The 13,028-nt window shown below is 37.2% G+C and carries 8 protein-coding genes and 1 other RNA gene; 8 read left to right on the top strand and 1 reads right to left on the bottom strand.

The window, feature by feature from the left end:
* Nucleotides 1-37: 37 nt before the first annotated feature.
* The 3 genes from GQR60_RS10555 (at nt 38) to GQR60_RS10545 (ending at nt 3,655) form a co-directional block, all read left to right on the top strand.
* The gene (locus tag GQR60_RS10555; RefSeq protein WP_160463459.1) at nt 38-877 is read left to right on the top strand and encodes a histidinol-phosphatase; all 840 of its coding nucleotides are present in this window, start codon (nt 38-40) and stop codon (nt 875-877) included.
* 267 nt (nt 878-1,144) lie between these two features.
* Nucleotides 1,145-2,950 (top strand): lysophospholipid acyltransferase family protein, encoded by a 1,806-nt coding sequence (locus GQR60_RS10550; protein WP_124992887.1) that lies wholly within the window; start codon nt 1,145-1,147, stop codon nt 2,948-2,950.
* A gap of 54 nt (nt 2,951-3,004) precedes the next feature.
* The gene (locus GQR60_RS10545) at nt 3,005-3,655 is read left to right on the top strand and encodes a LysE family translocator (protein ID WP_197092799.1); all 651 of its coding nucleotides are present in this window, start codon (nt 3,005-3,007) and stop codon (nt 3,653-3,655) included.
* A 215-nt stretch (nt 3,656-3,870) separates the two neighbouring features.
* On the opposite strand, the gene GQR60_RS10540 is transcribed toward GQR60_RS10545, so the two are convergent.
* On the bottom strand, nt 3,871-4,899 hold the full coding sequence (locus GQR60_RS10540) for a Smr/MutS family protein (protein ID WP_124992886.1): 1,029 nt from the start codon (nt 4,897-4,899) through the stop codon (nt 3,871-3,873).
* Between the two features lie 162 nt (nt 4,900-5,061).
* Between GQR60_RS10540 and GQR60_RS10535 the strand changes: the two genes are divergently transcribed.
* The 5 genes from GQR60_RS10535 to rnpB all read left to right on the top strand — a co-directional run bounded on the left by GQR60_RS10535 (nt 5,062) and on the right by rnpB (nt 11,881).
* A complete protein-coding gene (locus GQR60_RS10535) occupies nt 5,062-6,297 on the top strand; it encodes an S-adenosylmethionine:tRNA ribosyltransferase-isomerase (protein WP_124992885.1) in 1,236 nt (411 codons plus the stop codon).
* Between the two features lie 908 nt (nt 6,298-7,205).
* On the top strand, nt 7,206-9,092 hold the full coding sequence (locus tag GQR60_RS10530) for an OmpA family protein (protein WP_124992884.1): 1,887 nt from the start codon (nt 7,206-7,208) through the stop codon (nt 9,090-9,092).
* A gap of 595 nt (nt 9,093-9,687) precedes the next feature.
* Entirely contained in the window at nt 9,688-10,842 is a 1,155-nt protein-coding gene (locus GQR60_RS10525) for an SPOR domain-containing protein (protein ID WP_124992883.1), read from the top strand.
* A 163-nt stretch (nt 10,843-11,005) separates the two neighbouring features.
* On the top strand, nt 11,006-11,377 hold the full coding sequence (locus GQR60_RS10520) for a four helix bundle protein (RefSeq protein ID WP_124992882.1): 372 nt from the start codon (nt 11,006-11,008) through the stop codon (nt 11,375-11,377).
* 154 nt (nt 11,378-11,531) lie between these two features.
* Nucleotides 11,532-11,881: RNase P RNA component class A (gene rnpB / locus GQR60_RS10515), an RNA gene on the top strand.
* The last annotated feature ends 1,147 nt before the right edge of the window (nt 11,882-13,028 follow it).

Here is a 13,028-nt window from a genome sequence, read left to right as displayed (position 1 = left end):
TGTCTTGAAGTATCTTTGCCTTACTAAAATCGGACAAATGAATTATTTTTCATATCACACTCATACGACCTTTTGCGATGGTAAAAACACGGCGGAAGAGTTTGTTGAAAGAGCTATAGATCTTGGGTTGAGTGCAGTTGGTTTCTCTTCTCATGCACCATTGGTGCAAAATGAACCATGGAGTATGCCATTGCAAAGCTTAAAGGAGTATTCATCTGAAGTGGAGGGGTTGAAGCTAAAGTACCGGTCTAAAATACAAATTTACCTTTCCCTGGAGATTGACTATATTCCTGAAGTGACAAAATCTTTTAAGGAGTTGAAAAAAGAGGCTGGGTTAGATTATACAATCGGTTCGGTCCATTTGGTGAAGGCTAAATCTGATTCGGAATATTGGTTTCTCGATGGACCGGATACAAATTATATTCATGGTATTGAGGTTTTGTTTGACGGGGATGTGCAAAAAGCAGTTACTGCCTATTACAATCAGGTAATTGAAATGATTGAAACTCAAAAACCGGACATTGTTGGGCATGTAGATAAGGTGAAAATGAACAATAAAGGCCGTTTTTTTTCTGAAAATGAAAAATGGTATATTGATTTACTGGATGAGACAATTAAAGTGATTAAGAATTCCGGTACTATTGTTGAAGTCAATACCAGAGGGATTTACAAGAAAAAGTCTGATTCATTTTTTCCCGGTTTGTATTTTTTGAGAGAATGTAAAAAATATGCGGTACCTGTTACAATCAGTACCGATGCTCATCATGTGGATGAATTAGTTTCAGGATTCGATATCGCCGTGAGTCTGCTCAAAGATATTGGGTTTGAGTCGGTTCGTGTTTTTGATAATGGGGGCTGGTTCGATCAGACTTTGTAATTAACAGTAATTGTTAAGTTTTTTAATTGAATATTGGACTGGAGTATTGATAAATAATACTATTTTTATCCGGTTGAAAAGGTCTGATACTTTTGGTTTGGTTAGTGGGGCTGAATAATCTGGGCTTTTTCGAAAATAGTAATGACTTTGAAACAAAAAACATAGATAAATACTGATTCATGATACAGTCTTAAATACAGATGTTAATTGATTTAGTTTGTCACTCCCGATATTTGTCGGGACAACCTTTTTAGAACGTATTGACATATGAAGTTGGTTGATCCAAAAGATTTATTAAAGGCAAATGAGAGCCTTAGCTGGTTTGGTGGGGAAAGTTTTGCCAAATTGTTGATGTATATTCTTCGATTGAATAAATTGAATGATTTGTATTCTGCAAATTGTGGCAAGGATGGCATTGATTTTATTGATGCGTTACTAGACGATTTAGGGATTAAATTCGAATTTGACGAGGAAGAATTAAAGCGTATTCCCAAAGAAGGTCCGTTTATTACAATATCAAATCATCCGTTTGGAGGAATTGACGGCTTAATTCTGATTAAGCTGATTTGTATGGTGCGCCCTGAATTTAAGGCAATGGCTAATTTCTTACTGAAAAAGATTGAGCCCATAAAAGATTATTTTTTGGGTGTAAATCCTTTTGAGGAAAGAAAGGGGGTAGCTTCCAGTACAGGAGGCATTAAAGAAGGACTTCGTCATCTAAGCGGTGGTTTTCCCTTGGGAATATTTCCTGCGGGAGAGGTTTCGTCTTATCAGTCCCACACAAATAATATTACCGATAAGCAATGGCAGCCATCTATTCTTAAGTTTATTAAGAAAGCTGATGTACCTGTTGTGCCTATTTATTTTCAGGGAAGCAATAGTTTGATATTCCATTTACTGGGAATGATTCATCCTACACTTAGGACAGTGAAATTGCCATCAGAATTATTAAATAAAAAGAATAAAACGGTTCGGATCCGTATTGGAAATCCAATTTCGGTAAAAGATCAGAAAGGCTTCACAGATATCAATCAGTATGGTCGGTTTTTGCGCGCAAAGACTTATATGCTGGGAACTCCAATTGAGGTAAAAAAGTTTTATCAATTCAAACGCAAGGAAAAAATTGCAAAGGTTGAAGATATTGTACCTTCTGTAAGCCCAGAGATTATTCAAAGTGAGGTGGAAAGTCTTCCTCAGGAATATTTGCTGTTTAAAAGCAGTAATTTTACTGTGTATTGTGCACCTTCTTCTAAGTTGCCTCATGTGTTGACCGAACTTGGTCGGTTAAGGGAAATTACCTTTCGGGAAGTTGGTGAAGGAACAAATCTGGGGATTGATGTTGATGAGTATGATTTGTATTATCATCAGCTTTTTATTTGGGATGAGGAACTGAAAAAGATAGTAGGTGCTTATCGTGTTGGCAAAGGAAATGAAATTCTTTCGGAGTACGGATTGAAAGGCTTTTATTTGCAGAGCCTGTTCCGTATGAGCAAAAAATTCCAGCCTGTTCTTCATGAATCATTGGAGTTGGGGCGTTCATTTATTGTGAAGGAATATCAAAAAAAGCCAATGCCTCTCTTTTTGCTTTGGAAAGGGATTCTGTATTTCTTACTCAAGAATCCTCAGTCGCGTTATTTGATAGGACCTGTGAGTATCAGTAATAAGTATTCTGATTTGTCGAAAGATTTGATCATTAAATTTATTATGCGGAATTATTTCAATTACGATTTAGGACAGTACATTAAATCAAGAAAGAAATTCAAGGTCAAAATAAAAGATCTGGATGTGGATATTTTATTGGAAATGGCTAAGAATGATATCAATAAACTAGATAAGTTAATTGGCGATTTTGAGATAACTAATGATAAGTTGCCGGTGCTTCTTAAGAAATATATTTCTCTGAATGCGAGGATTGTGGGGTTTAATATAGACCCAAATTTTAATGATTGTCTGGATGGTTTAATCGTAGTTGATTTGTTTGATGTGCCAATTAAAGTGATTGAATCATTGTCGAAGGAATTCAATGATGACACCATTATGAAAAGATTTTCATCGGAAGATGTCAGATTTTAGCATATATTTTACCACCTTTGCAAGCAATTTTGTTAACTGAAAAAGATTTAGTAGTTGGATTTTCAATATTTATTTAAAGGAATAGTTGTGGGGTTAATGGTTTCGATACCATTAGGTCCGATAGGGGTGTTAATTATTCAAAAAACCATTCAGAAAGGTCGCTTGGCCGGTTTTATTTCGGGTCTGGGTGCTGCTGTTGCAGATATGTTTTATGCTACAGTTGCCGCTTTTGGTTTGGGAATGGTGCTTAGTTTTATTAAAACACAGGAATTCTACCTGCAGTTAATCGGTAGTATTTTTCTGGTGTATGTAGGGTTGCGAATCTTCCTTACAAATCCTATAAAGCAGATTAGAGGAGCAAAGAAAACGGGTAAAAAGGGAATGCTGGGTGACTTCGTTTCTATATTTTTTCTTACTGCATCGAACCCGATTGCAGTTTTTGTTTTTGTTGCAGTTTTTGCCGGAGCATCTATCTTTGGAAGCAATCCGACTTTGAGAATTGAATTGTTCTTGATTTTAGGTGTGCTGTTGGGAGGAGCTTTATGGTGGTATACCTTGTCGACCATTATTAATATATTCCGCAAGAAATTCAGATTAAAACAATTATTTTGGATCAATAAAATTTCGGGAATTGTAATTGCAGCATTAGGATTTCTTGCTTTTCTGGCCTGTTTCGAGCCAATCAAATCCTTTATTCATACTTAAAATTGCTCAAGGCGATATCAGGATATAAAAAAAAGACGCATTTGCGTCTTTTTTTATTTAGTTCTTTTTTAATCCACAGGTAAAGAGGCTGCAAAAAATATTTTCCCTTTCAATACTATACCCGCTAAAGCCACGTGGCAATTTAATTCTGAGATCATTATTACAATAAGTTTTTGTATTCCAGACTTTTCGATCTTTCGGATTTTCCAGACTTTTTATCGTATTGTAACCATGGTTGCTCCCCATCCATATTCTTTAAACGAGGCATCTTGAGAATAGTGTTTTCTATATTTTCTTTTGAGTTCATTGTGAACATGCTGCTTTAATGTGCCATTGCCGATACCATGAATAAATACAATTTTTTTGCCTTTCTCATATTGGTTCTGACGCAATACCTCATGAAATTTATTAAGTTGAAATTCAAGGATGTCGGCATTTGATAATCCTGTTACAGAGTCAATTAATGCATTAATGTGTAAGTCAACTTCGATTAAATTATCATCAGAATTATTGTTTTTTGGTGTCGGTTTTACTTTTTCTGAATCTTCTTTTTCACGAATTGCCTGTTGGAAATCTTTATTGCTTAGTTCTTCTATTTTTTGCTCCAGATTTTCACCTGTAAGTTTGTAAAGTATCACGCCCTGATGAAAGTATGCAGTATCCTTATAGCTTGAAGATTTGTGGAATTTTACAGCCTGAATTTTGAGCGTACGATCCAAAGGTCTTTTAGGTGAGCATTTTCCTTGCTGATAAAAAATGATTTGAAAATGACAGCAGGTCAATTCGTTCAGGTCTTTCATTTCGTATTCTGATAAAAGAATTTTTGATTTGGGATCAAGAGTTCCTGCAGTTATTCCTTCCAGTCCATTTCCTTTTTCATCACAAAAAGTGTACAAAAGAATTTGATTGGTATCGTTAATTAAAAACAGTTCCAACGGGCTTTCCGATTGGGTGGCCGATTCCTTGGGAGCAAAAGCAACGTAAACTTCCTCTTTTTCAACAAATAGTGCTTGTTTTGTTGATGGTAATGAGGAACCTGAACTTGAAGAATTACTTTGTTTGGATTGAGGGGAAGTTCCTGTGTTTACCGATTCAATCACAACCAAATTGGTTTTCAGACTTGGAATCTCAAATTCATCCTCGTCATTTAAAACCATAACAGTTTTAGCATCAATTATTCGGGTCACGATACCACCACCAATTTCATTTAAAAACCGGACTTTATCTCCTATATTTATTTGCATCGGATTATCTAATTTGGGTTGGCTGTTTTGGCATTCGTTTCTACTTCAAAAATCTAAAACAGTCAACAGGTTTTCTATTCCCGACAAAGTTAGCTATTTTTGCCGACCAAAAGGCAAAGCCCTTTCTTTATTAGGAATAAAGCTTGATTAATTAAGAAATAGATGGATTGTAATATCAATATAAATAGTTTGGACGCCAAGCAAATTCAAATTTCAGATTTCACCTACGATCTTCCCGATCAGAGAATTGCCAAACACCCTTTAGCGAACAGGGATTTGTCAAAATTACTGATTTACAAAAACGGATTGATTTCGGAATCTGTATTTGAGAATTTACCTTCGGAGATTGCCTCTGGAACTACGATGGTGTTTAATAATACCAAAGTGATTCAGGCCCGATTGATATTTCATAAGGAAACAGGAGCACGAATTGAAATATTCTGCCTGGAACCTTTGAAGCCGGCTGATTACAACCTGGCTTTCCAGGCTTGTGGTTCTTCATCCTGGAAATGTATCGTAGGAAATGCACGAAAATGGAAGTCCGGGGTGTTAAAAATGCCTTTCTATGTTGATGATAAGGAGTATTTCCTGAAAGCAGAGAAGCAGGAGGCATTGGAAGGAGCTCAGGAAATCTTTTTTTCCTGGAATCATCCGGATCTGAGTTTTAGTGAGGTATTGGAACAAACTGGTAAAATTCCAATTCCTCCGTATTTAAATCGGGATACGGAAGCAACAGATTTGCTTCGTTACCAGACCGTTTATTCAAAATACGAAGGTTCGGTGGCTGCGCCAACAGCAGGACTGCATTTTACTGAGGATGTGTTTTCCCGCTTGAAAGCAAAAAAAATAAATCGGGAAGAATTGACACTGCATGTTGGAGCTGGAACGTTTAAGCCTGTGAAATCGGAGCAGATAGGCGATCATGAAATGCACACAGAGCATATTCAGGTGACCCTTGAGAGTCTTCAGAATATCATAAAGCTTAGCGGACAAATTATTGCGGTGGGCACAACATCTGTGCGAAGTTTGGAGAGTTTGTATTGGATGGGTGTTAAAATTCTGACCCAAAAGGAAAATCCTCATTTGCTGAAACAGTGGGAGGCTTATCAGTTACCGGCTAATTACAGCAGGCAGGAATCGTATCAGGCAATTTGCAGCTATATGCAGGAGAATGGTTTGACTTTATTTAATGTCGCAACTCAGATTATTATCGCTCCGGGATATGAATTTAAAGTTATCTCGGGTTTGGTGACAAACTTTCACCAGCCGCAAAGTACGTTGCTTCTTTTAATTTCGGCACTCGTTGGTGATAATTGGAGGGAGATATATCAGTACGCGTTGGATAATGATTTTCGTTTCCTAAGTTATGGAGACAGTTCCTTACTGATGAGAGGATAGAAGAGTCCTAAAAGTCAAAGAGCCTTGAAAAGTCAGAAAGTCGAAGGTCAAAAGTGAAAAGATCAACAAAAGTAAGGTAGATAAAGTGATTGCTCATTTTACTGGAACCTGAAGGGCTCAAATATGAATAGCCCGGGGTAAAGGAGCGAAGCGAATGTCACCCTGGGATAAGAATTCGACATTGCAAATTGGCGCAGGTGAAAATGTTTTCTCGAAACAGGATTTTATTTCTGCGCCACAAGATGTAGGGTAAAAAGAAGTATAGGTATTGAATTACCTCAAGGGTTTAGCCAGTGGAGAAAAACTGTCTCGAAAAGTCCAAAGGTCGGAAAGTCTTGAAAAGTCAGAAAGTCGAAGGTCAAAAGTGAAAAGATCAACAAAAGTAAGGTAGATAAAGTGATTGCTCATTTTATCGGAGCCTGAAGGGCTCAAATAGGAATAGCCCGGGGAAAATGAGCGAAGCGAATGTCACCCTGGGATAAGAATTCGACATTACAAGTTGGCGCAGGTGAAAATGTTTTTTTGAAACAGGATTTTATTTCTGCGCCGCAAGATGTAAGGTAAAAAGAAGCATAGGTATTGAATTACCACTTGGCTTTAGGAGAAAAAGTGTCTCGGAAAGTCTGGAAAAGTCAAAAAGTCCAAAGGTCGAAGAGTCAAAAAGTAATAGGTAATCCGGACAGATTTTGATTTTCAGATGATTTCTGTCGTGTTTTTGAATCTATGCATTGCCAACTTCTTTAGCTGTTGTGTAGAAGTCTGGAAGAGTCTGGAAGAGTCGAAAAGTCCAAATGTCAAAGGTGAAATAATCAAAGAGTCTTGAAAAGTTAAGTTTTTATAAATCACTGTTTGTTATTGTCCTTAAAACCCTTAATTTTAGTTTATGTTCATTCTAAATCCATTCGAATATGATTTATAAGATAAAACTGCTTGTTTTATTCCTAATGCTTCCAGCTGCACTTTTCAGTCAAAGTAAATTTGAAAAAAAAGGAGATAAAGCACTTCTGAAAGGAGATTATCCGGAGGCCATTATTCAATTCAAGAATATAAAGAATAAAAATGCTGAAGTCAACCGGAAGATTGCAGAGTGCTATTTTGTTTTGGGCAACTACGATCAATCAGAGAATTTTTATAACAGTATTCAGGAAAAAGAGAAGAATTCTGCAGATTTACTTCACCTTTCTCAAATAAACCTTGCTAATGATAATTTTACCGCAGCTGTTCTGCTGGCAGAAAGAGCCGGTGAATTGGGTGCGGATCCAAATGAAGTTCAAATACGCTTGGATGCTGTTCGTAAATTCACTGAGGTGCGAAAGGCAAACCAAGATTTGAAAATCACTAAGATTAAAGTTCAGCCCCAGGGAAAGTGCTTAGGTATCTTCCTATTGCCCGAAGGAATTGTATACTCAGAAGCTGGTGCCGGAAAAATAGGATCGGATAAAAATTACAAATTGTTGCTTGCTGCAGATGAAAATTCAGAGTATAATGAAACCAAATCTTTTGCCGGCAAACTGGAACCTAAAACAGATATTGGAGCCATTTGTATTTCTCCTGATGGAAATACACTTTATTACACGCGTTGGTACATTCGGAAGGGAAAACAACAAATGGAGATTGCGATTGCTGAAAAGAAAAACGGGGAATGGCGTTCTAAGGAAAGTCTGGCATTTTGCAGTCGAAAGTATTCCTGTTGCTATCCATTTTTATCCCCTGATGGGAAAACAATGTATTTTTCTTCAGATATGAAGGGTGGATACGGAGGAATGGATTTGTATGTTAGCAAACAAGATGGCGGGAAGTGGACAGAACCTCAAAATTTAGGAAAATCAATCAATACAGCACAAAACGAGATTTATCCACGGGTGCTGTCGAATAATCAGTTGTGGTTCTCTTCCGATGGACACGCAGGCTATGGAGAATTGGATCTGTTTTTTACTTCCAGAAATGAGGATGGCAGTTGGGCTCCGGTTATAAATCCGGGAGAGCCGTATAATTCTGCATTTTCAGAGTATTCAATTCAGGATATCCCTGAGACAGGAATGCAGCTATTTGTATCAGACCGGGAAGATAGAGGTTTGCGGGACCGAATCTATGAATTGAAAAAAGAGGACAAAAAATGCGTTCAGATCTTTGTGAAAGATGCACATTCCAATGATATTATTAAAAATGTGAAATTTGCAGTTTTGAAAGCTCTGGAAAATAAAGTGGTTGTTGCAGATAAAGGGATGATTGAGGGAGAAACTTCTTTTGACATACCGGAATCTGAATTGGATCGGGGAATATTATACGAGATTACTGTTCAAAAATCAGGATATATCGATCGGGTGATTGAATATTACCCATCCTCTCAAAATATGAATATTGAAGTAAGTTTGAGCCGAATCAGCGAAAAACCTAAGTTTGCTTTTGTGTCGGAACTGGAGCCAATTGCTTATCCTAAGAAGAAGATTACATTTAAAAACATCTATTTCGATAAAAATGAGGATGATTTTAGTGATGAAGCTAAAAAAATATTGGATCGTTTGTACCGGTTTTGGAAAGAATTTCCGGAATTGGGAATTAAGATAAACGGCCATTCAGACTCGAAAGGATTGGCGCAAATGAATTTGGATATCTCCCTTCAAAAAGCTGAAAAAGCAAAAACATATTTGGTAAAACAAGGTGTGGAAGCTTCAGATATAGAGGTTGGTGCGTGGGGCGAGGAGTTTATTTTGAATGGGTGCTTTGATGATTCGGGATGTTCTGAAAATGAGCATCATGAGAATCGAAGGATAGAATTAATTTTTGTATTGTAAATCAATTGTTATTCGTCTTGGGAAGCTGCTCTTTATACACATCTTGTTGGTTGAAAAAATCAAGAGCAACAAGATGTATAAAAAGGATTATATCAAGAATTAGCATTCTTTCGCTTGTCGGCACTTTGTTCACAATATTATTTTCAAATTGCGTTCACAATCTTCACTGCGTTACGGTACCCTCAAGAAGGGAAGATGTTCGAAGAACAGAGGGGTGCTTAGGTTTATAGATTAAACTATTGCCTGGGAAAGCGAATATTTGTGTATAAAGAGTAGCTTGGGAAGAGGGATTGTCTTTTGTAATATTTGTTTCCATTAATTAATGATTTTATTAGAAGCTGTTTAAATCTATTTTTAGAAATTTTTATCGAAGAAAAAAGACTCAGAATGAGACAAATTTGATACGAATAGTGATTCTGTTTAAAGATAATTTAACGCAATTATGAGGTTTTTGGCTTATAAAAAAGCTAGAGGATAAATTTTTAAACAGTTTCTTGTATTTACTACTGTTAATTTTTGTTATTTTTAAGAATTAATCTGACACTCTATTCTGCTATCTGTTATGAGGAATATCTACTTTTTAATCTGTTTTTTCTTGACCGCCGGGACAATTGGTTCCTTTTCTTCTTTTTTCGATATTAACTTTGCCGGCTCTACAGCGGGAGGTTCAACCTACGGTGTAGAAATTGCAAAGTTTAAATATCCGGTATATACCGATTATTTCGAAGAATTGAATGATGTTGTTGAGTTGAGTGGAAAAGATGGAGAGTATCATTATTTATCCGGTCTAAGCAATTCTAAGAGTGAAGCCGAGACTCGGGTGGAAGAAATAAAGTCTTTTGGATATGCCGATGCCAAGGTTTTGGATTTAAATCAGGAGTTCACGTCGGAGCAGATTTCAGCAGTTCTTACGAATAGAAAGGGTGGTCAGGATAAAACTCAGACGCAGAAAATCACCAGTCAAACCGCTAAAAAGAATCAGGATGCTGAAACTGCAATTGGTAAACTGACTAATATTGGTAATGATTATTACTACACCATTCTTCTTCAGAAAAGCAAAAACAGTCTAAATGCAGAAAGTTTTTCTCCGTTCAACTCAGTGAAAGTACTGGAGGCGGATGGAATGTTTCAATATGTGTTGGGGCGATTTGAGGATGTGGGTGATGCTAAGAAATATTTGCAGGAAAAAGTGATGGCAGGTTTTCCTCATGCAAGTGTTGCCGTTATTAATAAAGGAGAGTTGGCGGCAGTTAGAGTAGAGGCAGAAAGGAAAAACGATGTAAAAATGGCTTCGAATCAGACAGGATCCTATAATATGGGGCGAAAAATGAGAGGAAAAGAATATGTTGATTACTATTATGAATTAGGGCATTTAAAGATATCTGAAAAGCCGCTTTATATTATTGAAATAGGAGACTATAACGATAAAAAGCTAGCAAATGAGGCGGTTCAAAAATTAAAAGACCTTGGTTTTACTCAGGCAAAAATTAAAACTCCATCAGGTTTAAAGTCAGCAGCTGTTCAGGAAAGTCTTTCTGCAGATGCTCATTTTACCATTCAGGTATTTGCAAGTAAATCTGAAATGAACCTTAAGCGGATAACGATTAAAGATCTTACACGGACATTTGATCCGCAGGACGAGTTGTATCGTTATTTTTATGGGAATTACGACAATTATTGGGTTTGTCGCCGGGAATTGCGGGAAATTCGCAAAAAAGGTTACGACGATGCGTTTATTGTAAAGTTGTAGCAGCAAGGGACAGGTTTCAAGTAACAAGTAACAAGTAACAAGTAACAAGTAACAAGTAACAAGTAACAAGTAACAAGGAGCAAGAGCCAAGGAACAAGTAATAAGGAACAAGGAATGAGTGACAAGTGTTGGGCAGCAAGGAAAAAAAATAGAAAGAAAGAAGATGGAGAATAATTTACAAAAACGTCTTTTTCAGTTTTCAATTGATGTAATTCAAGAAGTACGAAATCTTCCAAATTCAAAAGAATATCAGGTAATATCCTATCAAATTCTTAAATCTGCAACTTCTGTCGGGGCAAATTATGAAGAAGCTCAAGGGGCTGTCTCAAAAGCTGACTTTGCCAATAAAGTGGGTATCTCTCTGAAAGAAATCCGTGAAACCAATTATTGGATCCGGATTATTATTGCCATTGATAATCAAAAAATGAATTGGGCTGTCTTGGAAAAAGAATCTAGTCAGTTAATTAAAATACTGGGCGCTATTTATAACAAGACTGCGAAGAAAAATGATAAATCCTTAAAACCTGCCCCTTGACTTTCCTTACCCTTTGTCCTTATTCCTTGTTTCCTTTCTACTTAAAACGGGCTCTTTGGTTTTACTTAAACTTTGTTCTTTGTTCCTTATTTCTTATTCCTTGAAACTTGTTACTTTCTCCTTGTATCCTTTCTCCTTTCTCCTTATCTTCGCGCCGGCAAACCGTTCTATCGCTGCTTTGTAAAAAGGAGAGGAAAGTCCGGGCAACATAGAGTAACATACTTCCTAACGGGAAGAAGGTCGAAAGGCTTTAGTAGTAGAACAGAAAAGAACCGCCTTCGGGTAAGGGTGAAAAGGTGAGGTAAGAGCTCACCAGCACTAATGGTGACATTGGTGGCTGTGTACCTTATGTGTTGCAAGATCAAGTACACCGGCGTATGTAGGCTGACTCGGCTGATGTTCGGGGGGTGGATTGCTCGAGACATTTGGTGACAAATGTTCTAGATAAATGATAGAAATTCTTTTCGGAGAATACAGGACCCGGCTTACAGGTTTGCCTTTTTTTAAACATAAATGGACTGACTCGCGATTGAGTTGGTCTTTTTTGTGATACAGTGAAAGTCTGGAAAAGTCTTGAAGAGTCTGGAAAAGTCTGGAAAAGTCTGGAAAAGTCCAAAAGTCGAAAGGTCGAAGAGTCGAAAAGTCAAAGAGTCCAAAGAGTGAAATTTGATTTAAATGCCATGTGGCTTTATGGTTTTGTGAATAGATGTATTGCCAACTGCTTTAGCTGTTGTGAGAAAAAGGTCAATTGTAACAATTCTCCCATTTTCAGGAGAGATCCCGACAGGGAGAGGGCTGTCTGAAGATGAAATGTCTGGAAGAGTCTTGAAAAGTCCAAAAGTCGAAGAGTCCAAAGAGTGAAATCTGATTTAGTTGCCATGTTGCTTTAGTCCATGGTTTGTGAAGATAGGTGTTTTGTGAATCGATGTATTGCCAACTGCTTTAGCTGTTGTGAGAAAAAGGTCAATTGTAACAATTCTCCCATTTTCAGGAGAGATCCCGACAGGGAGAGGGCTGTCTGAAGATGAAAAGTCTGGAAAAGTCGAAGGTCAAAAGTGAAAAGGTCAACAAGAGTAAGATAGATAAAGTAATAGTTGCATTTTATCGGAGCCTGAAGGGCTCAAATATGAATAGCCCGGGGGAAAGGAGCGAAGCGAATGCCACCCCGGGATAAGAATGGGACATTACAAATTGGCGCAGGTGAAAATAATTCTTTGAAACAAGATATTATTCTGCGCCACAAGATGTAATGTAAAAAGAAGCATGGGATTGAGTTATCTCTCGGATTTAGCCGTTGGAGAAAAAGTGTCTTGAAAGTCGAAGAGTCCAAAAAGTGAAATCTGATTTAGTTGCCATGTGGCTTTAGTGCATGGTTTGTGAAGATAGGTGTTTTGTGAAGCCATGTATTGCCAACTGCTTTAGCTGTTGTGAGAAAAAGGTCAATTGTAACAATTCTCCCATTTTGAGGGGAGATCCCGACAGGGAGAGGGGTGTGTGGGATCGAAAGTCTTGAAAAGTCGAAAAGTCAAAGAGTCCAAAGAGTGAAATTTGATTTAAATGCCATGTGGCTTTATGGTTTTGTGAATAGATGTATTGCCAACTGCTTTAGCTGTTGTGAGAAAAAGGTCAATTGTAACAATTCTCCCATTTT

This window comes from Labilibaculum euxinicum (genome assembly GCF_009795715.1).
Lineage (GTDB): Bacteria > Bacteroidota > Bacteroidia > Bacteroidales > Marinifilaceae > Labilibaculum > Labilibaculum euxinus.
The sequence above is the reverse complement of the archived record's forward strand: the minus strand, read 5'-3'. Positions and strand labels throughout refer to the sequence as shown.